The following is a 24837-nucleotide window of genomic DNA, read 5'->3' as shown; positions in this document are numbered from 1 at the left end:
ACAGCGTTCCTAAGTTCTCAAGTAGCCTTTTCCTCTCACACTGGAAAGGAAAAAGTTAAGGGCTAATGCCAATGCTAATAAAACCATACCAAGTGCCACACCTTGAGCAAATGCGCCTTTGTGACTTTCCATAGCAATAGCCGTTGGGATGTTTCGTGTCATTCCCATAATGTTGCCGCCGACCATCATCGAACAACCGACTTCGGTCACGATGCGTGAAAATGCCGCAATGGTTGCTGCCAACAGAGGGAAACGTGTTTCCCAAATTAAAGTACACGCGACTCGAGTGGTTGAGACTCCAAGAGTACGTGCCGTTTCTACTGCTCGGCGATCGCTGGCTTGCAGCGCGCCATGCATCATGGCAACTAGAATCGGGAAACAGATCAGCATTTGACCCAGAATCATCGCCTTCTGGGTGAACAGCAGTTGCCAATCACCGAGTGGGCCAGAACGAGAGAGCATCATGTACATCAACAAGCCAATCACCACGGTTGGTATCGCTTGTAAGGTGTTAATTACCGAAAGCAGCGCCCATTTACCGGGGAATTCGGTGTAAGCCAATAAGAAAGCCATAATGATTGCAGGAACAATCACCAGAGAAATGGCGGACAATGAAACGCTGAAGGATACCGCGACGATTTTCCACAGTTCGTGGTCAAAACTCACTAGTAGGTTCATTGCATCAAGCGTTGTTTGCCATAAGGTCATGAAGTATCTCGTTTAAAGCGACAATAAGTCTTAAAAAGTAATGCTGATATTTTGGTAATAGCTGACACTGGGTATGTGAAACAGGGTGAGTCAGCTATTGATTCTTTTCGAGTTCACTATTCACCCTGTAAGAATAGTGCAATGACGACTATTCAGCGCTAGCAACAAACAACTGTTTACCGTGTAGCTTGAAGTCGTTAATCAGTTTTTGTCCTTTAGGGTTAACCAGCCAATCACTGAATACTTTCGCTGCTTGGTAATTGATGGTCGGGTAACGCTCTGGGTTTACTAGAATCACTTGGTATGGGTTGAATAGGTTCTTATCACCTTGGAACAATACTTTGAGGTCAAGTTTGTTTTGGTAAGCTAACCAAGTACCACGGTCTGTCATGGTGTAGCCTTGCATTTCAGACGCCATGTTCAGAGTAGGGCCCATGCCTTGACCAACACTGCGGTAACCACCGAAGTTTGGTTCCATTTTGGTTTGTGCCCAGATGCCCATCTCTTTTTTGTGAGTACCAGAATCATCACCACGAGAAACGAACGTCACATTGTTTGTTGCAATCGCTTTGAACACATCAGCCACTGCTTTTTGAGATTCAATGTGTGCTGGATCAGCTTGTGGGCCTACGATAACAAAGTCGTTATACATCAGTTTACGAGGTAGAACGCCGTAGCCTTGTTCAACGAAATTCGCTTCTGCCTTAGGTGCGTGAGTCATCACCAGATCAACATCGCCGTTCTCACCCATACGAAGTGATTTACCCGTACCTGCCGCAAGAACGTCGACCTTAATACCAGAGTCTTTTTCAAACTCAGGTAATAAGTAGTCTAGTAGGCCAGAGTGATACGTGCTTGTTGTTGTCGCAAGTTTGATGTGGGTGGTGTCTTCTGCGCTGCTAGCCGAGTAACTGACGATAGATAGAGCGGCAATAGTTAAGGGAATTGCTTTCATTATTATTATGTCCATTCTGTTATAAATGAATGACACGCCTTCAACTTCAAGGGGCTCAAAGAAGGTCATGTTCATACGATGCTAATTTTTGTAATTAGAAATCATCACCTTATAAGCAATGTTAGTGCCAATAAATCATGCATCAGATCTCATTAAATTGCTGTTATTTCGAACGAAACTGCGCCTTTTGACCTCATAAATTAAAACAAAACATGAGCTAGGACAAAATGTCGCACATTGACCCTGTTGCGTAAAAGGTTAATTGGTACACTCTGTCCCAACTTTCCCTATCGGCTGATCATTATGTCTTTACCTAGTTCAAGCGCCTCTAACCTCAACTCCAACACATTGACTCAATATCAGGCATTTTCTGTCTTGGTGGTCGACGATGAAATTGGTATGCAGGCTATTCTTAAGAAAGCACTAGGTAAGTATTTTGGCAAGGTATCCAGTGCCGGTTCGGTAGAAGAAGCCGAGGTTCTGCGTTGTAACGAACATTTCGATTTGATCGTGCTTGATATCAATCTCCCAGGTCGTTCTGGCATTGAATGGGAAGAAGTATTCAACGACGCCGACAAACGCGCCGATGTTATTTTTATGACGGGTTATGCTGATCTCGAAATGACCATCTCTGCACTCAAACTTGGCGCCTCTGATTTTATTTTGAAGCCTTTCAACTTAGAACAGATGATAAAAGCCGTACTTCGTTGTATGGACAAGCGCCTAGACCAAAGAATGCAATACGCGTTGAAGCGCGATGTTAGCCGTCATATCAAAACTGAACTGATCGGCAACTCAGATAAAACCAAACAGCTTAAACAACTCATCAGTCAATTCGCACCATCGAGAGCTTCGGTATTAATTGAAGGTGAGTCGGGGACGGGTAAAGAGTTAGTTGCCCGTGGCGTGCATGAAGCCAGCAAACGAACAGGGCCATTTGTGCCAATCAACTGTGGAGCGATTGCTCCTGAGCTTTTAGAAAGTGAATTGTTTGGCCACACCTCTGGTGCCTTTACTGGTGCGAAGAAGAACCGAGAAGGCCTATTTAGAGTCGCAAGTGGCGGCACACTGTTCCTTGATGAAATCGGGGAAATGCCACTGCCAATGCAAGCAGCGCTTTTACGCGTTTTAGAACAACGCACAATTCGTCCGGTAGGCAGTGAGAAAGAGATCGCGGTCGATGTACGTGTTGTCGCAGCAACCAACCGAAACCTTCAAGAAGAGGTCGACAAAGGACACTTCCGCCGCGATCTGTTCTACCGACTCAATGTACTCAAGATTGATGTCGTGCCATTAAGAGAACGTCCATCGGATCTGATTGAGTTGGTTCCATATTTCACCCGTCTATTATCGAGTGAACTGGGTGTACCGGTTCCAAACTGGGCGCATGAAGATATCTTGGCGATGAACGAATACGAGTGGCCAGGAAATATTCGTGAACTTAAAAACTTGGTCGAACGTTGCATCTTATTAGACAAGCCACCTGCTCACTATTGGCGTGAGATTAACGGTGACCCAGCACCCACCAGCATTTCAGTGACGGTGTCACACGGTGCTGAATTGCCTAATTTGGATAACAATGATGCCGTTGAAGGTTATCCGAACACTTGGACGCTCAAAGATGTTGAGAAAGCACATATAGAACAGTTGGTTAGTTTTCATGATGGAAACAAATCAGCGGCGTCTCGAGATCTTGGCGTTGCTCGTAAAACGTTAGAGCGTAAATACAAAGAGTGGAATACAGAAGGCTCTGAATATGCCGATTAGACGTCAATGGTGGTCAAAGTGGGCGTTCCGATTCAGAACCATGGTGCGTTATCGCCTGCTATTTTTAACGTCTGCGCCGATCATCTTAACTTTATGTGCTCTGGTTGCGATCACTTTGTACTGGTCTGTTCATTACACATGGCAGGGCGCATTGATCGATGTTGATGAGCGTTTGGATGTTGCAGACAACAGTATTCATCTGATTCAAAACCAACAGGCCTATAACGTTCAAGCCTTTGCCGAGTCTTACAACTTCCGAATCAAACTCACGAGTGATATTTCGAAAGAAGAGCTCACGCGCTGGGTTTCTGAAAACAAATCTCGCTATGAACTTGATTTTTTACGCTGGCGTAGCGTCGAGAGCATGGAAAAGAAACTGGAATACCTCAACCTGACCCACAAAGAGTCGTTCTTTAGTGTATTAAGCCAAAACGAACTCAACGAACTAGACCAAAACCTTGCAAGACAAGCCGAAGTCCCAATGCTCAATAGCCAAAATGTTGAAACTCGGGGTTTAGTTAGCCGCACCGTGGTGTCGATTCGAGACAAGAATGATCACGTGATTGGCTTTCTCGATGGCGGGATCCTGCTTAATAACAGCACGCAGTTAGTTGATCAGATCAGTAACCTAATTTATCCGCAACGCGATGGTTTTAATCGTCGTATTGGTACGGTCACGGTTTTCCTTGATGACCTTCGTGTCAGCACAAATGTACCACTGAGTAGCGAAGAAAGTGCAGGGCGCGCAATCGGTACTCGTGTTTCACATGAGGTTCACTCAAAAGTGTTAAACGAGGGTAAAGAGTGGTTGGATCGTGCTTACGTTTACGACGCTTGGTACATCACCGCGTATCAACCGATTCATGACCAATTCGATAATGTCATCGGCATGCTTTATACCGGTTATTTGATTTGGCCATTAGTCGAAACGTATTTAACTAACCTTGGTGAAATCAGCATAACGATTGTGTTGTTGTTACTGGCTTCTGGTTTGATCGTTCATCGTGGTGCGCGTGATCTTTTCAATCCTATTGAACGCATTCATAAAGTCGTAAAGCTAGTCCAGATGGGGCAAGACAAGCGAATTGGCACGTTGGGTTTAAACGATCAACACGAACTTACTTTGCTCGCTAAGCAATTCGACAAGATGTTAGATTTGCTACACGAACGTAATCAAGAGATCCAACAAGCCGCTTCAGAACTCGAATGTAAGGTTCATTCTCGAACAGCTAGTTTGAAAGAAAAAACCGAAGAGCTCGAACTGCATATCAAGCTGTTGAATCAAGCTCGAGACAAGCTGGTGGTCAATGAAAAATTAGCCGCGTTAGGTGAATTAACCGCGGGCATCGCCCATGAGATTAATAACCCGACGGCGGTGATTCTTGGCAACGTCGAATTGATGAAGTTTGAACTCGGTGACGAAGTGGCTCGTGTAGACGAAGAAGTCCACGCGATCATGGAGCAGATCGACCGAATCCGAAATATCACACGAAGCCTGCTTCAATATAGCCGTCATGGTGGCGTACAAGATGAGATCACTTGGCAGCACATCAATCCAATAGTTGATGAGAGTATTACGCTTGTCAAAACAGGTGCTAAGAAGAAAGGCATTGTGTACGTTTCCCAACTGCACGCGAAAACGTCTGTCGAAGTGAACCGCAACCAATTGCTACAGATTCTGGTTAACCTACAGATGAATGCGATTCACGCTATGGACGGAAAGGGCACATTGACTATCTCAAGTGAAGACTGGGTTGAAAATGGTGTATCTCACGGTGCTATTGTTCATGTTGAAGATGAAGGCTGTGGTATCAAAGAAGAGCAATTGAAACGCATCTTTTCGCCTTTCTATACCACCAAACGAGACGGTACAGGCTTAGGCTTGTCGGTATCTCAAAGTATCTTGAGCCAAACCGGCGGTGAAATACGTGTTGAATCTGAAGTGGGTAAAGGGAGCCGCTTTAGTATCTATCTTCAACAAAAAGCCACGCCTCAATTGCTAGTATCAAATCTATAAGTTTAAGCAAAAATATAACTGTATAACTCACTCGATTGTTGGGACTCCCGAGTGAGTTTGGTTTTTAACAGCTTAGTCTTTTTTAGAATGTTACTGACACATTTTCTCTAAAATGTTTCAACACTTTGAATTCGATAGAGCTATTGTCATAATTTAGAACTTCGATTCGAGCACCTTTGTAATTAATAAGGTTTGATTTTGACATATCGTACTCAACATCATTAGTGAAAGCCCCGCGAGCCATATCATTGGTAAATTCTCGGTATGAAATGTTTAACTTTGTTCCCACAGAACCGTTATATATCAACGTTTGGCGAAAGCTCGCGCTATCATTGATTGTTTTATCTTCAATATTAGACGTTCCTTCATAGCATTTTACTTCTTTTGCTATCACAGAAGAAACACAAACCTGCTTCGTTTCGTCCACAGATAATGCATAAGGTGGATCTACAAAAGCCCCTGGAGAAACGAGTCCTCCATTAGTCGAATAAATGTTGAACCATGATTTCTTCCCATCGTAGCCCATTTCAACATATGAGCCTTGACTTATATTATAGAAGGCGCCATCAATAGACTGGTGAACAGTCAGATATTTTTTAGTTGTAGCTTTTCCTTGGTCAATCATAAAGTCGCCAACATAAGCACTTGTAAGAACACTGATTTTGGGCGTGCTAAAAGATTTAACTTCAGTTTTAGCATTCTGGGGGATTGATGCTGCGCAGCCTGAGAGGGTTACGAATATTAACGGGACAAGTATATGGTTTTTCATTTTTCATCTCTAATTTATCTTTGAGAACATCATACCATATAAATGAAAGTAAGCTGTATTTATAGCTTCAATCTAAACATATCTTGATATCAATCAATTATTAAATATCTAGTATTACGAAAACCTCAACACCTGCCTGTTTGACGAGTACCTCCTTTTGGCTATGTAACACAGTGTATATCTTTCGATCTTGATGCATATCATCTGAACTGTCCGAAATTTTGATAACTTGGTCGAAAATCCATAATCAAAACAAATAATAAAGTCAGTCAGCTATGAAATTAAGTAACTTATCTATCAAATCAAAACTCGTATCCATCGTCATTTTATCGGTTGTTCTATTGGTAATGGCATCCACTTTTAATCTAATGCAACAGCGCGCTAGCTCCATGGAAGAGCGGCAAGATAAACTCAGTGCTCAAGTCGAAACAGCGGTCAGCCTAGCTCAACACTATTATGACCAACGAAATGTTCTTGGCGAAGAGACAGCAAAGAAACAAGCACTGCAAGCCATTGAAACGCTTCGCTATGACAGCACCAACTATTTTTGGATCCTAAACCAGCAACTCAACATCATTAGTCATCCACTTAAGCCAGAGCTCAATGGCAAGAACGCGGGTAACTTAAGAGATGGCGCGGGCAAGTATCACTGGCGTGAGATGGTGACCATTTCTCAAACTGCGCAACAGAAAGGCTTTCTTGATTACCAATGGAAGAGCCCGAATGGAGAGTTGAAAGACAAGATCTCCTACGTACAACTGTTCCCTAAATGGAATTGGGTGCTAGGTTCTGGAATATTGGTCGCGGATATCCAAGATGCGTTCTACGCGTTGGCGATTAAGGAAGGCATGGTTGCGGTTGTGTTGTCTGGCCTACTGTTTGCGATGGGCTACGCGATATCTAATAACATCCTTGTGCCTCTCAATAAGCTTATCGATAACACCCATAAGATTGCCGATGGCGACCTGCGTGTACGTATGAACATGACGCGTAAAGACGAACTAGGAGACATGAGCCAGCAGATCGATACCATGCTTGATAAGCTGCAAAGCACGCTACGTACCGCCAATGAATCTGCGGATCTATCGAGCAACATGGCAAGTCACATTGCACAAGCGAGTGAAGAGGCGGCGACCAGTGTCAATTCGCAGCACGCGCAGCTGGAATTACTATCTACTGCGATGACAGAAATGAGCGCCACTATTTCAGATGTCGCGGTTAATGCGGAGAACACAGCGGCGAGCACCAATAAAGTCGTCGATCATGCCAATCAAAACGATGAGAACATGCAGGTTACGTCTAAAACCATCTCTCAAGTTTCAGAAAACATCTCTACGGCTAACAAATTGGTAAGAGACCTACAATCCGGTGTTAGCGAGATAAGCCAAGTGGTCAGCGTGATCCGTGATGTATCAGAACAAACAAACTTACTAGCGCTCAATGCGGCGATAGAAGCGGCACGTGCAGGTGAGCAAGGTAGAGGGTTCGCGGTTGTGGCAGACGAAGTTCGTAACCTTGCGAGTCGTACTCAGAACTCAACCAATGAAGTGCAATCGACAATTGAGAAACTCACTCAACAAGCCGAGCGCACCTTTAAAGCAATGCAAAGCAGCAACGAGAAAGTGGACCACAGTGTTGTGGCCTCGAATGAAACGCGCCAACAACTGGATGTTATTGTAAATGAGCTACACAACGCCAACGACATGGTGGCTCAAATTGCTGCAGCCTCGGAGCAACAGAGCACGGTAGCAACTGAAATGAGTGAAAGTGTCACTGGGATTCATCTGGCGGCTAACGAAGTACTGCAAGCTTCACAGTCACTAGCAGAAGACAGTCAGAAAATGGCCAACACCACAGAGCACCTTACTGATCAATTGAAGTACTTTAAGGTTTAATCCCAACCTAGGTATTACTAAGCAAGAACTAAGCTAAAACCTCATAAAAAACACCTCCGCACTGAGACAAGTTCGGAGGTGTTTTTGGTTGTAGATGACTGGATTGCTAACTTGCTTAGCAAAACAAAAGCGTTAAGAAAAAGAAGCGCGTTAAGCCAACCTTATTAATGTGCCGTCACTGAAATCTTCGGTGGGTTGATGTTGTGTTTCTTAAACTCTTTCATCACTCGAAGGGTAATGTCAGTTTCAAACAATTTCTCATACGCCGTATCGACCACATAAGCCTTACAAGTAAGCTGTATCGCTAGATAGTTGTCGGTAATGGTTTGTTTAACCAGAACAGTAACAGGCTTCGGCAAGTGGATGTAACGGCTTGAAGAAGCGGCTTCTTGAATCAAGTCACGGGCTAGGGTGATGTCTTCATCCATTCCTACGTAAAACGGAATCACCACCTGCATATCTAATGCGCCGTAGTTACCGCTCGTCGTCACTTCATTTAAGAACTTGTTGTTTGGGATGGTAATGATGTCATCGTTCAGCGTTCTCATACGCACTGAACGTAAACCGATAGTGATAATGTCGCCGTAGTTACCCTCAAACGTGACACGGTCACCAACTTGAAAAGGTCTATCGATCATCACGGTGATACCTGCGATGAAAGACGCCGCCAAGTCTTTAAGCGCAAAGCCAACGGATACGGCGAGGGTACCACCAATCAGAGCCAGTATTTGGTCGTTGATACGGAAACTCATCATAAACACGATCAGACCCGTGCTCACATAGATGAAGAACTGCATAAACGACTGGAGCTTTTGCAGCAGCATTCGATATTGAACGAATTGGCTACCGAAGCTGGTTACCATCGAATTAATGAACTTAAGCAGCAACCACATTGCGGCAATGACGATAGCGGAGAAGAACACGCCACTCCATCGCACCAAGCTCGCTATCTTCGAGATGTTTTCTACATTGGCCAACTCTTCCGTCGCGAAGGTCGGAAAACTCATAGCAGTCGTTAAGCCAACAAATAATAGGACAAATAATTTCTTCATTTTACTTCACCAAGAGATGTTGACGGTCGAGAACGTTCGTAATGTGGCGGAACCAGTGATCGGAAATCTTTGCCTTCTCTTCACTCCAACCAATGTAACCTCGACTTTCGAAGTAACGCAGAATGCCCGTAATCTCCGCAATACTCAGCTGAGTACAGTCAGACAAAACTTCAGGAGAGGCTATCTCGAGCTGAACAATCGAGCGAAGCACGGCCAGCATAGGTTTAGGCATGTTCTCTAATTCTTGCGCTTCAGGCACATGGAACAACCTGACGACAGCTTGGTCAGTGTCTTTGTTTCTATTAAGAGATAAGCGGAAGAAGCGCAGAGCCACTGTTGGATTACCATCAGAGTAATGCCATAGAATTCGATAGAAGCCTTGGCGAGCTCGTTCTTCTTCTGTCATCTCATCTTGATCCCACTGTTTAGGAACCACCAATCCATCAAACGACAACGGCTTTTCTAACTCGGTATTGATGCGGCTTGTCAGGAGCTCACCGATTTGCTTCTCAGTCCAACGAGGTAAGAAACACACGAAATCAAACAATAGACGCTCGCCACGAGCTCTATCGACAAATCGCCAGCTTGATTTAGCAATCGACATCACCACACGGTGATTCTTTTTAGAACGGCGCAGTAAGTTGGTTAAGCGAATCAAATCGGATAGACCACCAACCATCGGCTTAACAAGTCGTTGTGCATTGTCGATCGCGATCAGGTAAGTGATTTCGCTTTTACGTAAATGAGCCAGAATCTGAATTTCGGTCGCTTCTTCTTCCAGTCCGATGCTTACAGCCAAGTGGCAAAGAAACTCTTTGTAACCGGCATAAGGGCAACTAACGTAGATTGGCTCTGCATTGGTAACTTTATGCAGCAACGTGTAGAGCAGGGTTGTAGAGCCAACACCACGTTCACCAGACACAATACAAATCGCGGGGCTGTCAGACATCAGATAGCGATTAAGCTGTTTCACTTCATCGCCCGCGTAGTCAATCAAAGTACTGTCAATAGAACCTGGTAGAACGTATTCAAAAGTTTGGTCGCCTTTAATTCTAACAAGATTCTGTTGGTTCTTATCAAGGTCTGACTGTTTCGCAACTTCAATTCTGAACAAATAAGCCAACGCTTGGCTAAACAGAGTATAACCAGATAGCAACGCCATGATTCGATGTTGGAAGGTGTACACCGTTAGCCACACAACACCAATTGCGGTTGCCAGAATATTGAGAATAAGGGTGTCTTGGCGATTCACCGCCCAATTGACCCACACAGGGCGATCGGAAATATGATGCAATGCGTCAAACACTTTCGCACGCCATAACCTCAATACAGATATGGTCACAAGCACAAACCAGAAGAACAACGCACTGTAGATCCAGCTGTAAATCGTACCTTTACTAACGTACGGATTGAAATCTGAAGAATCACACCCGCAACGATAAAACTCCATACATAACGGCGAATCGTTGAAAGTCGCAGCGCAATGACTTCTTGGTTTGAGGTTCGGCTAATACGGAACGCGAATTCCAGAATAAAGCTAATGGCTATCGAGCCACCAAGAATCCACCACGTAAAGATCTCTAGGAATATCAGGTGTTGTAAGCTCGGTATGCTTGAGAGAATACGCAATGAGATGGTAATCGCGATTAACCACGCTATCGCGCGATGGGCACGGCTCACGTACCAAATCAAACGCACTAAGAAGGGAGGGTTCTGCTTAGCTTCCAAGAAATTAACTCGGAATAATTCAATCAGGCGTGTGCTGTTTGACAGCCACCACACTAAAGCGAAGTAGATAAACAGCACTTTCAGAGAGGCCCAAATAACAGGCACTGGCGAAATGAAGATGTCAGTGATCAACGCTTTGAAGCTACGAGTTTGGAAATACACCAAATATTCAACGTTGAGCTTAGTCAGTCGCCACTCTTGCTTAAACTGCGTTACACCATAAGGACCAAAACCCGTTAAGCGCTCTTTGTTCGCGGTGGTGGTCTGCTCAAGTAAGTGCTGCTTACTCACATTTAAACTGTTTAATGTTACGTAGCTCGATTCAACGTCAAACCACAAATCCGCATCACTGTTTTTTCGATAATCCAGAAGCTGTTGATCAAAGGTTGCGATTTGTTGGTTTTGGACACGAAGAACTTCGGCTAATAAAACATTGACCTTACGTTTGTCTGCCGCCTCCATAAACAGAGGGTCGGGGAGTGCATTAATGCGTTGATCCAGATCTTGGGCAATGTCAGACACCTGAGGACGTGACTGCAAGTCATATTCCAAGTTGGCATGACTAGGCCAAGAGAGCATGGCTAAAGTGAACAATAAGAAGCGCGATAGTGAACGCATAAAAGTCTCTTAGAATTATGAGGTTAGGATTACTATAGTTAGATAATGGTGCTTTGTGAAATCTAACCCTTTTTCGGGGGCGAGTACTTTATTCCTGTTTCTTTCGTCTTTGTCATGAAATTGTCAGGGTTTGGGCTAGTATTTGAGCATCAGCCAGTACCGTAAACAAATAGGCTGAAAGTAGGTTAGGTTGTAACGATGCGCCGTGCGATATATTCAATTGTCGGTAGAATTTAAGCCGTTATATAAGCCCCATTATCGGCGGTTGTTCGATATTTTGTATTTTACGGATTGTGGCGTTTTTATGAACACAAAGAGAAAATCAAAAGTGTGAGTCAGCTCAAATTATGATTTGGCTAGGTTATCACTCACTTAATGGCCTGTAATTGCAATCAATACTTGAAGTTAAAGCCCCGAAGAAGTACCGTTGCGGCGTTTTTCACATTAAAAAGGTAAAGGCATTGATCTCCACAGCAAATATCACTCAACAATTCGGCGCTAAGCCACTTTTCGAAAATATTTCAGTTAAGTTCGGCGAAGGTAACCGTTACGGTTTAATCGGCGCGAATGGCTGTGGTAAATCGACGTTCATGAAGATCCTATCAGGTGAACTTGAACCAAGTGCTGGTAACGTAAGCTACGATCCAAACGAGCGCGTAGCTAAACTAAACCAAGACCAATTTGCTTACGAAGAATTCACGGTAATCGACACGGTTATCATGGGTCACAAAGAGCTTTGGGCTATTAAGCAAGAGCGTGACCGCATTTACTCTTTGCCTGAAATGAGCGAAGAAGACGGCATGAAAGTGGCTGATCTTGAAGTTCAGTTCGCTGAAATGGACGGTTACATGGCAGAAGCGAAAGCGGGTGAGCTTCTTCTTGCTGTAGGTATTGAAGAATCACTGCACTTCGGTCTAATGAGCGAAGTAGCACCAGGTTGGAAACTTCGTGTTCTATTGTCTCAAGTACTGTTTGCTGACCCGCATATCATGCTTCTTGACGAACCAACGAACAACCTGGATATGGACACCATCAAGTGGTTGGAAGATACGCTTAACCAACGTAACTGCACAATGATCATCATTTCGCATGACCGTCACTTCCTAAACTCAGTTTGTACACACATGGCTGACCTTGATTACGGCGCACTTCGCCTGTTCCCTGGTAACTACGATGAGTACATGACAGCAGCGACACAAGCTCGTGAACGTCTACTATCTGATAACGCGAAGAAGAAAGCACAAATTGCTGAACTTCAGACGTTCGTTTCTCGTTTCTCTGCTAACGCATCTAAAGCGAAACAAGCAACGTCTCGTGCTAAACAGATCGACAAGATTCAACTGGACGAAGTTAAAGCGTCTAGCCGTCAAAACCCATTCATCCGTTTCGAACAGTCTAAAGAACTATTCCGAAACGCACTTGTGGTTGAAAACCTAGCTCAAGGCTTTGAAGAAGACCTATACAACAAGTTCGATGCGATTTTCGAAGTTGGTGAGCGTGTTGCTATCATCGGTGAGAATGGCGTAGGTAAAACAACGCTTCTTAACACGCTAGCGGGTGCTCTAGAAGCGCGCGAAGGTGAGTACAAGTGGTCTGAAAACTCAAACATCGGTTACTACGCTCAAGATCACGCACATGATTTCGAAAAAGACATGAACCTGTTTGATTGGATGAGCCAATGGCGTCAAGAAGGCGAAGACGAGCAAGTTGTTCGTGGCTTCCTAGGTCGTATGCTGTTTGGTCAAGACGACATCAAGAAATCTGTAAAGGTTATCTCTGGTGGTGAGCAAGGTCGTATGCTTCTTGGCAAGATCATGATGCACAAGCCAAACATCCTTCTAATGGATGAACCAACGAACCACATGGATATGGAATCTATCGAAGCGCTTAACTTGGCTCTTGAGAACTACAAAGGCACATTGTTCTTCGTATCTCATGACCGCGTATTCGTAGACTCTCTAGCGACTCGTGTTCTTGAAATCAAAGACGGCAAGATCAACGACTTCCGCGGTACTTACGCTGAGTTCTTGAAAGCACGCGCTTAGTACGCATTAAGCATGGTACGCATTAAACATGAATACGTAATACAACGTTAGTACGTATCCTTGATTAAAAAGGCCTCTATCTTATTCGTTAAGATAGAGGCCTTTTGTTTATCTCGGTCTTTTACACACTCGGTCTTTTACACACTCGGTCTTTTAAACAAGTCTCTTTGTATCAAAAAATTCGAGCGGTTAGTCTCAAGTACTTGTTGTTAATCAATACTTAAACTGCGCCACTATTTTCTCAAGCTTCACACTCACATTCGATACTTGCTCGCTGCAACGAACAGACCCTGACACAACAGTATGAGTATCACTCGCTAGGTGCGCGATATCAGTGATGTTGCGATCAATCTCTGCTGATACCATGGATTGCTCTTCAGACGCCGTGGCAATCTGGCTGTTTAAGTCGAACATTTCTCCGACTTGAAAGTGTATTCCCTCAATCGCATTCACCACGTCTTTGGTTTGGTGTTTAACTAACCCCGTTTGCTCTAAGCTTACCGACATCTTAGCGACCGTTTTTGCTATTCCCGACGTCAGGCCATGAATGGTTGATTCAATTTGATGGGTTGAATTGTTGGTCATTAGCGAAAGCTCTCTCACTTCAGAGGCCACGACTGCAAACCCACGTCCATGATCACCAGCACGCGCAGCTTCTATCGCTGCATTTAGCGCGAGTAGGTTAGTTTGCTCAGCAATGCCTTGAATCGTAGTAACGACTTGGTTGATTTCACGACTCTGATCTTCGAGTTGAACAATTAGCTTTTGAGATTCTGCAATGTTCTCTGCCAACACATTAATGCTGTCATTGGTTGCGTGAGTTTCTTGTAATGCCTGATGTGCGTTGTCTTTGATCTTCTCAGCGTTCATCGCTGCATTTTCTATGTTCGCCGTCACTTCATTACTGGTCATCACCAGCTCATTAACTGCCGTCGCTACTGATTCAGATTGTTGCTTCTGCTTTTCAGCATTACTCATACTTTTGATTGCCGCTTCTTCAGAGCTACACGAACTATCGGTCAACACCGTCATCACGCCAGACAGCTCTTTAATATTGCCATGCAGTTTATTGATGAAGGTATCGAAGGAGTGCGCCAACTGAGCAAGTTCATCGTTGCCTTTGGCGTTCATGCGCACAGTTAAATCGCCATCTCCATTCGCAATTGATTCCATCATCACGTTTATCGCTTTGATTCGCGCCAGTATGTTGCGCCCAATAAACACCAACAACAAAGAGAGCAGCGCTACGATAGCCGCACCAAATAGATGTAGTGTGTTTTTGGTATGTGTGCTCGCCGCTGTGATAGCTTGGCTTATCTCGGTTTGTACCGCTTCAATGGCTTGTTCTGTTTGGTGGACGTTGCTACGTAAGGCGCCTCTAAGACCGAGTTCTGCCGATAAGCCTAAATTGGCGTTAGCCAGCAGAAGCGTTTCAACCGCAGCCTTGTAGTCCGAATAGGCTTGCTCTGTCGCAATGGACGTTTGGGAGTAGGGTTCAAACTCTTTAAGAGCATTAGCTAACGCCATGTGTGTTTGGTCATTGATATGAGCGAGATAGTGGAAGTCTTTTTCAATCAACTCCAATAGCGCAAGCTCTAACGCCAAACTCGATTCAGATTCGATCGCTGATTTTAAAGCGGTTCGTTTTCCATCTAACGCAGCGACAAAGCCTAAGGGCGCGGTCGTACGTTCAATGTTATTCACTTGTTCGACGATTTGGTGAAACTGCTTTTGATACTGATGAAGAGTGTCCGAAATCCGCGTCATTTGGTCGGACAGGTGAAGCTCGTGTGAGGTTAAGGTTTGGTTCAAAGTCACCAGTCGTTGATTCAAGGTATCAGCGGTTTTGTCGAAACGCTCTGCGTATTTTTGGTCATTACGAGCTAAGAAATCTTTTTCGTGTCGCCTCAGGGTGAGTAGGTCAACCGAGCTCCTTAAATTTTCAGTGGCAGCTCGTTCCAGCGATTCTAGTTTGTCTAAGCTGAACTGCTCGTAGATGGCATAGATGAAGACTGAAACAAACAAGGTCAGGTTGATTAGAATGAATTTGCTGCGTATTGAAAGAGACAGCGAATGACGCTGAGGTACCGATGGATTACTCATGGTTAATTCCCTTTAAGCCGGTGACGTTGATATTCATCTTTGTTTTATAATTAATAGATTCATTAAAATGATGAATATATAACTAATAGCTTATAAGGTTGTTAAAGCAAGATTCGTATACAACTAAGGTCGAAGGAAACGTTGTTTATCTGCAAATGTAAAACAGTGAGTATCATCTGTGAGTACCTTTGATAGCAAAACTTGATAGAAAAACCCTAGGCTTCTTCGTTAAACGGTTAAACGGTTACGCAATTAAATAGCGGCGTAACTAAGTCATTGGGTCACTTAATTATTGGGAAGCTTAATATTCGTATCTTGAAGTGAGCTTTAAACGAATACAAAAATGCCGCTCATCAGTGCTGATGAACGGCATCGTTTCTTTTTTGTGCTAGCTCGGTGTTCTATTATTCGACTGAACTAAGGTATCAACTGGGCTTTTGAATCTAGCTTTCAGACGAAGCCTGTTCACCTTTTACATCGAATTCAATCTTCTCTGCGCCAGTGAACACTTGGAAACGTAGGCCTTTAGCGCGAGCAATGGTCGTGATACCAAATTGCTGAGCCAAGTCTAAGCCCATTTGCGTTACGCCAGAACGTGATAGCAGAACAGGGATGCCCATTTGCGCCACTTTGATGACCATTTCAGAGGTTAGACGACCTGTGGTGTAAAAGATCTTATCGGCACCATCTTCTTTGTTAAGCCACATCTCACCGGCCAAAGTATCAACCGCGTTATGTCGACCTACATCTTCCACAAACGAAAGAACCTTGTCGTCTTTGCAAACTGCGCAACCATGTACCGCGCCCGCTTTCTTGTACGTGTCGTTGTAATGAGTCAGCGCTTCTAAAGCCGTGTAGATTTCAGATTGCTTAATCTTGGTCTGCGGCACTTGGTAATCTTCCAACTGCTTCATCACGTTACCAAACATGGTGCCCTGACCACAGCCAGACGTCACCGTCTTCTTCTTAAGCGCTTGCTCAAGTTGGCTGGTATCTTCTTTGGTGATAACCGCTGCAGAGCTGGTTTCCCAATCGATTATGATAGATTCAACCGCTTCAGGGTCGGAAAGGAAGCTTTGATTCTTCAAATAACCCAAGACTAAAGATTCGGGGCGTGAGCCGAGAGTCATCAGGGTTACGATCTCTTTCCAGTTCAACATAACGGTAAGAGGACGTTCACAAGCGATCTGTTTGGTTAGCTTCTCACCATATTCGTCAAACACTTCAACTTCGATTGTCTGAAGTGGGTTTTCGCTGGTTTTTATTATGTTTGGTTTTACCACAATCACTTCCTACTTAATGAGATAGGGTTGTAACAAGACGGTCTAACGCCGCTCTTGTTAATCGATTCTTTAGCCCATGCTTAAAGCAAATCTCATTCCAAAATAACGGGTATTCAGGAAAACATGAAGCATTCGATTAAAATAGCGCAAAATATGAGAGTTCACCGTGTGTAATTGTCTGAATTTACGTGTATCGACTAACGTTATAGGACGACTCAATAACGAAAGCCATCATGTAAGAGGGTGAAAGTTAATGTGTATTGGCGTGTTTATTGCTTTATAGCGCTTATATGATTGAGCGAAGTACAAAATGTCCTAAGCACATTCAGACCAAAGAAAATCAATTGGGTGAAGTATGTCTGAGATAAAAGAATTCAAAGAACAATATGAAAAAACAGAAGCAGCTTGGCCAATAGGTGTCAAAAGAATAGAGAAAGAGATCAAAACAGGTATTTGGGTCACTACGCAATGGGAACTGACGGGATTTGAACTGTCACCAGAAGATGACGCCCCAGACGTTTGTTTACTTCAGTTACACAAAGACGAGCGTACTGACTACCGTTTCAATTTAAGCTCTCAACAACCAAAGCTGTTCTTAGTGATGGATAACGTTGATTCAGGTATTAAGCCCGTCATTCAATTGCTGACAGCTTCTCAGTCGGTCGCAGGGCAGTATATGGATGGAGACAACCAAGTGTTGTCTTACGACATTCCTTTGCCCGTACAGGCTTGGATGGAAGCCTTTATTGGCCGCCATGGCGAGCTACTAGAAGCAAGACGTAAGAAACGCAAAGGTGCGGGTAGATCTAATGGCAACTAACTTTTTTAGCCGTTGGTCTCAACGAAAGCTTGATGAATCCACTGACGAACCTTTTGAAGCAGAGAAAACACTGGAAGCAACCGAACTTACTTCCTCCGATTCTTCATCTTCTGAGGTTACATCTACTGATCTTTCATCTGCAACTGTAGCAGAAGCGCCTCAGCCTTTAGAAGGTGACGCTTTAGAAAGCGATGAAGAAGTTCATGCTGTTGACTCCCAAGATACGGCATCAGAAACGACTGAAGACTTGTCTGTTGCTCAATTATTGGTGTCAGAAGCCTCTGAAAGCGTAAAAAAGGCCGCATTGCGTAAATTATTCCTCTCAGAAGAGTTTAACGTCCGTGATGGTTTAGACGATTATGACGACGATTACAGTAATTTGAAGTCTCTTTCTGAAGGCGTCGCAGAAACATTGCGTGATTGGGTAAAAGACAAGACAGAAGAGGAAGCACCAAGCGAGACTGAACAAGCTGCTGATAATGAAGAAGAAGCTGTGATTGATGAGGTTGATAACTCTATTAATGAAGCGGAAAAGACCGAATCAGAACTTAGCGAAAGTGACGAAATTGCCGGGGAAGAAAAAGAGCTGTATAAAAACACAGTACCTAGCAATAATGATACTGAGACTATCGAAGATGACCTAAAAGAGGTGGGACAAAATATACCACACAAAGAATAGGTACATTTTGACTAAACACTCAATGAGCCGCTTGCGACAAAATGTCCCAAGCGGCTTTTTCATATCCCAAACAAACTACAAATCATGCTAATTCATTGAAAATAATGAATTATTAAATTGGCATGGCATTTGCTAAATATCATTCATTATCGACTTTTTTGTAGATAGCTTGGGTAAGGTTGACTGGATAATGAATAGCTAGCGAAACAGCTAGTTGTTAACCGATTACTCAGCAAGTTCTCTAACGCTAACTACAATGAAGGTTGAACAGATTATCCATGTCCAAAGATGGAACTGAGCAATGCTTAAACAATTATTAGAACAAGCAACTTCAAATAACGCTAAAGCAAGACTGTATGCATTTGAAAATACAGTTGAATTAACAAACCTAATTCCACCGACAGTCAGTTATGAGAGCGGGGGAAACACACTCATCATTGGTCCAACAAAGATCATTGAGAGTGCGGCTGCGCAATTACCTCAGCTAACAAGCCTAACTTTATTGTCAACAGATGGCGAAAAGGGCACAAACCCAGAACTGTACTTCGCGAACTCGGTTCAAGTATCCGGTTTCCTTGGCACGTTTGAAGTTCTGATTGAGAGTAAAGGCACATCGAGCAACCTAGCGAAAGTGGCCATTAATCACGATTGTTTCGATGTGGTTTTAGATCTTTGCCTGAATAGTTGCATGACAGAAGAAGTGCCTGTTCCTGGTTATTACCCAGTAGGGCGCGGTTATCCAAAGCTGGCTGAAGCGTTAGAAGAGATTCCAACGTTAATGGGTACCTTTGATAAGCCTAAGTTCTTCCGTTTAGACACAGATCTTTGCGCGCACAGTTCACGTGGCGTTAAAGGCTGTGAGCGTTGTGTTGACGCTTGTCCTGCTGGCGCACTGTCGAGTGAAGGCTCAGACAAAACGGGTCACAAGATCGAGATTAATCCTTATCTATGTCAAGGCGTGGGAACTTGTGCAACAAGCTGTCCTACAGAAGCGATTACCTATGCGCTTCCAAATCCTGACGATACTCAAAAGTTCATTGAACGTACGCTAGCTAACTATGAGCAAGCTGGCGGTCTGGATCCTATCGTACTTATCTGTAGCTCACGTCATGAAACCTACAATGTGATGGCGCTTAAAGCACTGCCTGATAACGTGATTCCGATTGTGGTAGAAGAACTGCCTTCTATTGGCATCGATACGTGGTTTGCAGCTTTGGTTAACGGCGCGACTCAAGTTCTGTTTGCAGCTTCTCGCTTTATGCCAGAAACCATCATTCGTGTTCTGAATAACGAAGTCGGGATTGCTCAAGAGCTACTTGACCAAATTGGTATACCAAAAGAAGCCATCGATATCCTTTATCTAGAATCGCTTCGCGAAGGTCCTCCGACACTATGTGTTGATTCATTCGACCTTGCGCTTGGTGATCTTCAAGGCAATAAGCGTCAACGTTTGTTCACAGCACTTGATGCGATGTCTTCGTCTCGTATTCCAGTTGAAAACATTGTTGAGCTTCCTTCGAATGCGCCATACGGCACGGTTTCGTGTGAAAGCAAAGATTGTACTTTGTGTATGAGTTGTGTCGCTGTGTGCCCAACACGTGCTCTGCATACCGACGGCGCGTCTCCATCTCTTAAGTTTGTCGAACAAGACTGTATTCAATGTGGTCTGTGTGAAAAGGCATGTCCTGAGAATGTTCTCACTCTGACTCCTCGTATGAATTGGGTGAAAGAAGAACGTCAACAAGCGGTTGTGATTCATGAAGAGAAAGCCGCGGAATGTTTACGTTGTCATAAGCCATTCGCACCACAGTCTATGATTGACATGTTACAGAACAAGTTACGCGGTCACTCTCATTTCTCAGATGAGACAGCGATTAATCGTATTGCTATGTGTGAAGACTGCCGTGTGGTGGACATGTTCGATTCAATGGCTCAAGACCCATTGAAACAATTGAAATACTAGGAGTTGGCCTTGGATACTCATTTAGATCAAGCACAAGAGCTAGAACAAGAACAGGAACAAACACTAAGAACTGAAATCTATCTGGTTCTTTCTGCATTGTTTCGTAGCGCACCTTCTGAAGAGGTGATTGATTTTCTAAAGACACTAGACATTGAAGCATCAGAAAGTGCGATGCAGAAGGCTTGGGTGGCGATTCAACAAGCAGCGACCGAATCAAATCGCGAAGCACTAGAAGATGAATATCAGAATCTTTTCATTGGCATTGGCCGTGGGGAGATTGTTCCATTTGGATCTTGGCACAGAACAGGATCAATGATGGAAAAACCATTAGCTGAGATCCGTCACGATCTTGAATTGCTTGGCATTGAGCGTGATGAGCAAGTTAAAGAACCTGAAGATCATATCGCGGCGCTTTGTGAAGTTATGGCGATGCTAACCGATGAAGAAGACGCGCTGCAACAAGCCGTTTTCAATAAACATATCGGGCCTTGGTTTAACTCTTTTACGCGTCAACTTGAAGCAGCAGAGAGTGCCAACTTCTACAAATCTGCAGCTCAGCTATGTGAAGCATTCTTAACGTTGGAACAAGTTCGTTTCAGCGTGAATACAAAAAGCAGTAAACACAAATTAAAGATTGATGTGAAAAACGTCACTGATTACGAGTAATCGAGCAGTACGCGATTATATCGATAGAGGGGCATGAAGCCTCCAAAAAGATCTACCGCAAGGTAAGGAAGCAATGATGAAAGATAATAAAGAAATAGATACAAGCCGTAGAGACTTACTCAAAGGTTTAACGACTGCAGCCGTTGCTGGTGCCGTTGTCGCTGGAACAACCAAAGTGGCAACCGCTTCAGAAACTGTTGAAATGCCAGAAAAAGACGTGAAGAAGACGGGCTATCGCGAAACGCAACATATTCGCGATTACTACGACACACTTTAGGAGATAACGGATGAAACTTGTCAAACGCTCCGATAGTGTGAGCAAAGAAACCAATCAGCTAGGTGTGTCTCGTCGCGCCTTCATGAAAAACACTTCACTTGCTGCTGGTGGCGCGGTTGTAGGCGCAAGTCTATTCGCACCGGGCATGATGAAGAAAGCACAGGCTAAATCAGTCGATCTAGAAGCGAAAACAGAAGTGAAACGTACTATCTGTTCTCACTGTTCTGTGGGTTGTGGTATCTACGCTGAAGTTCAAAATGGCGTATGGACAGGTCAAGAACCTGCATTCGATCACCCATTCAACGCTGGTGGACACTGTGCAAAAGGTGCTGCACTGCGTGAGCATGGCCACGGTGAACGTCGTCTTAAGTACCCAATGAAATTGGAAGGCGGTAAGTGGAAGAAGCTTTCTTGGGAACAAGCGATTGAAGAAATCGGTAACAAGGCGCTAGAACTTCGTAAAGAATCTGGCCCTGATTCGGTTTACTTCTTAGGTAGTGCGAAACACAGTAACGAGCAAGCTTACGCATTCCGTAAGATGGCGTCGCTTTGGGGCACGAACAACGTTGACCACCAAGCGCGTATTTGTCACTCAACCACAGTAGCCGGTGTTGCGAACACTTGGGGTTACGGTGCGATGACAAACTCGTTCAATGACATGCACAACTGTAAGTCGATGCTATTCATTGGTTCAAACCCTGCAGAAGCTCACCCGGTTGCGATGCAACACATCCTAATCGCAAAAGAGAAGAACAACTGTAAGATCGTTGTTGCAGATCCTCGTCGTACGCGTACTGCTGCGAAATCGGATCACTACGTATCATTGCGTCCAGGTTCAGATGTTGCCTTCATTTGGGGCATCTTATGGCATGTATTTGGAAACCAATGGGAAGACAAAGAGTTCATTCGTCAACGTGTATTCGGCATGGAAGAAATCCGTGAAGAAGTAGCGAAATGGAACCCAGCAGAAGTTGAGCGTGTAACTGGTGTAAGTGAAGAAGACGTTTACCAAACTGCGAAACTACTTTCTGAAAACCGCCCGGGTTGTATTGTTTGGTGTATGGGTGGTACTCAACATACTACTGGTAACAACAACACACGTGCTTATTGTGTACTTGAGCTTGCGCTAGGTAACATCGGTAAATCAGGCGGCGGTGCAAACATTTTCCGTGGACACGATAACGTACAAGGCGCAACTGACCTTGGCGTACTGTCTGACACACTTCCAGGTTACTACGGCTTGTCTGAAGGCTCTTGGCGTCACTGGTCTAAAGTCTGGGAAGTTGACTTTGACTGGATCAAAGGACGCTTTGACGACAACGCATACGGCGGTCAAAAACCAATGAACAGTGCAGGTATTCCTGTATCTCGTTGGGTTGATGGTGTGCTTGAAAACAAAGACAACATCCGTCAACGTGAAAACATCCGTGCCATGTTCTACTGGGGTCACGCGGTGAACTCTCAGACTCGTGGTCCTGAGATGAAGAAAGCGATGCAAAAGCTGGATATGATGGTTATCGTTGACCCATATCCAACAGTAGCTGCAGTAATGAACGATCGTACTGACGGCGTTTACCTGCTTCCTGCAACAACGCAATTTGAAACCTACGGCAGTGTAACGGCATCAAACCGTTCTCTACAGTGGCGTGACAAAGTCGTTGAGCCTTTGTTCGAATCTAAACCTGACCATGAAATCATGTACCTTCTTTCTAAGAAGCTTGGTTTCTCTGATCAGCTGTTCAAAAACATTCGCGTTGAAAACAACGAGCCTCTTATCGAAGACATTACTCGTGAATTCAACAAGGGTATGTGGACGATCGGTTACACAGGTCAAAGCCCTGAGCGTTTGAAAGAACACCAACAGAACTGGCACACATTCCACAAAACAACGCTTGCTGCAGAAGGCGGCCCAGCGAATGGTGAGACTTACGGTCTTCCGTGGCCATGTTGGGGCAACCCAGAAATGAAACACCCAGGTACGCACATCCTTTACGATACGTCTAAACCGGTAGCAGAGGGCGGCGGTAACTTCCGTACTCGTTTCGGTGTGGAGTTCGAAGGTCAAAGTATCTTGGCTGAAGACAGCTACTCGAAAGGCAGCGAAATCAAAGACGGTTACCCAGAATTCAGTGACAAACTTCTGAAGCAACTGGGTTGGTGGGACGATCTAACCGCAGAAGAGAAAGCTTCAGCGGAAGGCAAAAACTGGAAGACTGACGTTTCTGGTGGCATCCAACGCGTGGCTATCAAGCATGGTTGCATCCCGTTTGGTAATGCGAAAGCGCGTGCGATTGTTTGGACATTCCCAGACCGCGTACCTCTACACCGTGAACCACTTTACACGCCACGTCGTGATCTTGTTGCTGATTACCCAACTTGGGATGACAAAGAAGCGATTTTCCGTGTTCCTACGTTGTACAAGTCAATTCAAGACCAAGACAAGTCTGATGAATACCCAATCATTCTGACTTCTGGTCGACTGGTTGAGTACGAAGGGGGTGGTGAAGAAACGCGTTCAAACCCATGGCTAGCAGAACTTCAACAAGAGATGTTTGTTGAAGTGAACCCGAAAGACGCAAACGACATTGGCTTCAAAGATGGCGATGATGTTTGGGTTGAAGGTGCTGAGAAAGGCCGTATCAAGGTGAAAGCGATGGTGACTCGTCGTGTTAAACCGGGCTTAGCGTTCTTGCCGTTCCACTTCGGTGGTAAGTTCGAAGGCGAAGATTTACGTTCTAAGTACCCTGAAGGCACGGATCCTTACGTTATTGGTGAAGCAGCCAATACAGCAACCACATATGGTTACGACCCTGTCACGTTGATGCAGGAAACGAAAGTAACCCTTTGTAATATTCGTAAAGCGTAAGGAGTCTTAAAATGGCTAGAATGAAATTTCTTTGTGACACCAAACGTTGTATCGAATGTAACGGTTGTGTCACTGCATGTAAGAACGAAAATGATGATGCTCTGGAATGGGGTATTCAACGTCGCCGCGTTGTAACACTGAACGACGGTGAACCGGGTGAAAACTCTATCTCAGTAGCATGTATGCACTGTACTGATGCGCCTTGTATGGCAGTTTGCCCAGCAGACTGTTTTGAACATACAGAAGATGGCATCGTACTTCACAATAAAGATCTATGTATCGGTTGTGGTTACTGCTTGTTTGCTTGTCCGTTTGGCGCACCTCAATTCCCTAAACAGGAAGCATTTGGTGAGCGCGGTAAGATGGACAAATGTACCTTCTGTGCTGGCGGCCCAGAAACAGAGCAGGGTTCTGTGGAAGAGCGTCAGAAGTACGGTGCGAACCGTATTGCTGAAGGCAAGCTGCCAATGTGTGCTTCGCTTTGTTCGACAAAAGCGCTGCTTGCAGGTGATGCTGAGCAAGTCTCTGATATCTTCCGTCAGCGTGTTGTAGAACGCGGTGCGAAAGGTGCTGGCTGGACAGACGGCAACGACCTTTCTTACGATGCGATGAAGAGCTAGTTAGGA

Annotated in this window: 17 protein-coding genes and 1 pseudogene; 11 read left to right on the top strand and 7 right to left on the bottom strand. The window is 44.5% G+C overall.

The genetic code is table 11. From position 1 onward, the window contains the following. Nucleotides 1-9: 9 nt before the first annotated feature. Nucleotides 10-708 (bottom strand): ABC transporter permease, encoded by a 699-nt coding sequence (locus BCT49_RS17960; RefSeq protein WP_017107083.1) that lies wholly within the window; start codon nt 706-708, stop codon nt 10-12. Nucleotides 709-856: 148 nt separating this feature from the next. Then, nucleotides 857-1663, bottom strand: coding sequence for a substrate-binding domain-containing protein (locus BCT49_RS17955; protein ID WP_102437207.1), 807 nt, complete (start codon nt 1661-1663; stop codon nt 857-859). 303 nt (nt 1664-1966) lie between these two features. On the opposite strand from BCT49_RS17955, the gene BCT49_RS17950 reads away from it, so the two are divergent. Together BCT49_RS17950 and BCT49_RS17945 are read left to right on the top strand one after the other, a co-directional pair. Next, nucleotides 1967-3430, top strand: coding sequence for a sigma-54-dependent transcriptional regulator (locus tag BCT49_RS17950; protein ID WP_102437139.1), 1464 nt, complete (start codon nt 1967-1969; stop codon nt 3428-3430). Then, nucleotides 3420-5447 (top strand): sensor histidine kinase, encoded by a 2028-nt coding sequence (locus BCT49_RS17945; RefSeq protein ID WP_102437137.1) that lies wholly within the window; start codon nt 3420-3422, stop codon nt 5445-5447. Before BCT49_RS17950 ends, BCT49_RS17945 begins: the two co-directional genes overlap by 11 nt. Before the next feature lie 82 nt (nt 5448-5529). Here BCT49_RS17945 and BCT49_RS17940 read toward each other — a convergent pair whose 3' ends face one another. Further along, nucleotides 5530-6216 carry a hypothetical protein gene (locus BCT49_RS17940; RefSeq protein WP_102437135.1) on the bottom strand — a complete coding sequence of 229 codons (687 nt, stop codon included), beginning with the start codon at nt 6214-6216 and terminating at the stop codon, nt 5530-5532. A gap of 275 nt (nt 6217-6491) precedes the next feature. Here BCT49_RS17940 and BCT49_RS17935 point away from each other — a divergent pair, with 275 nt between their 5' ends. After that, complete coding sequence (locus BCT49_RS17935) at nt 6492-8111, top strand: methyl-accepting chemotaxis protein (RefSeq protein WP_102437133.1); 1620 nt, start codon at nt 6492-6494, stop codon at nt 8109-8111. Nucleotides 8112-8275: 164 nt separating this feature from the next. On the opposite strand, the gene BCT49_RS17930 is transcribed toward BCT49_RS17935, so the two are convergent. Beyond that, on the bottom strand, nt 8276-9163 hold the full coding sequence (locus BCT49_RS17930) for a mechanosensitive ion channel family protein (RefSeq protein WP_102437131.1): 888 nt from the start codon (nt 9161-9163) through the stop codon (nt 8276-8278). A 1-nt stretch (nt 9164) separates the two neighbouring features. Further along, a pseudogene (locus BCT49_RS17925) lies at nt 9165-11509 on the bottom strand (ATP-binding protein). 461 nt (nt 11510-11970) lie between these two features. On the opposite strand from BCT49_RS17925, the gene BCT49_RS17915 reads away from it, so the two are divergent. Then, a complete protein-coding gene (locus BCT49_RS17915; RefSeq protein WP_017107090.1) occupies nt 11971-13554 on the top strand; it encodes an ABC-F family ATPase in 1584 nt (527 codons plus the stop codon). Between the two features lie 213 nt (nt 13555-13767). On the opposite strand, the gene BCT49_RS17910 is transcribed toward BCT49_RS17915, so the two are convergent. Both BCT49_RS17910 and fdhD read right to left on the bottom strand, forming a co-directional pair. Further along, on the bottom strand, nt 13768-15657 hold the full coding sequence (locus BCT49_RS17910) for a methyl-accepting chemotaxis protein (RefSeq protein ID WP_102437129.1): 1890 nt from the start codon (nt 15655-15657) through the stop codon (nt 13768-13770). A gap of 443 nt (nt 15658-16100) precedes the next feature. Further along, entirely contained in the window at nt 16101-16940 is an 840-nt protein-coding gene (gene fdhD / locus BCT49_RS17905) for a formate dehydrogenase accessory sulfurtransferase FdhD (protein WP_102437127.1), read from the bottom strand. 355 nt (nt 16941-17295) lie between these two features. On the opposite strand from fdhD, the gene BCT49_RS17900 reads away from it, so the two are divergent. The 7 genes from BCT49_RS17900 to fdh3B all read left to right on the top strand — a co-directional run bounded on the left by BCT49_RS17900 (nt 17296) and on the right by fdh3B (nt 24831). Then, complete coding sequence (locus BCT49_RS17900) at nt 17296-17760, top strand: DUF3305 domain-containing protein (RefSeq protein WP_102437125.1); 465 nt, start codon at nt 17296-17298, stop codon at nt 17758-17760. Continuing rightward, nucleotides 17750-18439, top strand: a complete 690-nt coding sequence (locus BCT49_RS17895; protein WP_102437123.1) for a DUF3306 domain-containing protein — start codon at nt 17750-17752, stop codon at nt 18437-18439. Before BCT49_RS17900 ends, BCT49_RS17895 begins: the two co-directional genes overlap by 11 nt. Before the next feature lie 301 nt (nt 18440-18740). Then, complete coding sequence (locus BCT49_RS17890) at nt 18741-20402, top strand: 4Fe-4S dicluster domain-containing protein (RefSeq protein ID WP_102437121.1); 1662 nt, start codon at nt 18741-18743, stop codon at nt 20400-20402. Between the two features lie 9 nt (nt 20403-20411). Further along, nucleotides 20412-21068, top strand: coding sequence for a TorD/DmsD family molecular chaperone (locus tag BCT49_RS17885; RefSeq protein WP_102437119.1), 657 nt, complete (start codon nt 20412-20414; stop codon nt 21066-21068). Nucleotides 21069-21144: 76 nt separating this feature from the next. Then, entirely contained in the window at nt 21145-21345 is a 201-nt protein-coding gene (locus BCT49_RS17880; protein WP_029225905.1) for a twin-arginine translocation signal domain-containing protein, read from the top strand. A gap of 10 nt (nt 21346-21355) precedes the next feature. After that, nucleotides 21356-24211 (top strand): formate dehydrogenase subunit alpha, encoded by a 2856-nt coding sequence (locus BCT49_RS17875; protein ID WP_102437117.1) that lies wholly within the window; start codon nt 21356-21358, stop codon nt 24209-24211. A gap of 11 nt (nt 24212-24222) precedes the next feature. After that, the gene (fdh3B, locus tag BCT49_RS17870; RefSeq protein ID WP_102437115.1) at nt 24223-24831 is read left to right on the top strand and encodes a formate dehydrogenase FDH3 subunit beta; all 609 of its coding nucleotides are present in this window, start codon (nt 24223-24225) and stop codon (nt 24829-24831) included. Nucleotides 24832-24837: the final 6 nt, after the last annotated feature.

The sequence above is a fragment of the Vibrio lentus genome (genome assembly GCF_002875945.1).
Lineage (GTDB): Bacteria > Pseudomonadota > Gammaproteobacteria > Enterobacterales > Vibrionaceae > Vibrio > Vibrio apostichopi.
This window is presented reverse-complemented; position numbering and strand designations above follow the sequence as displayed.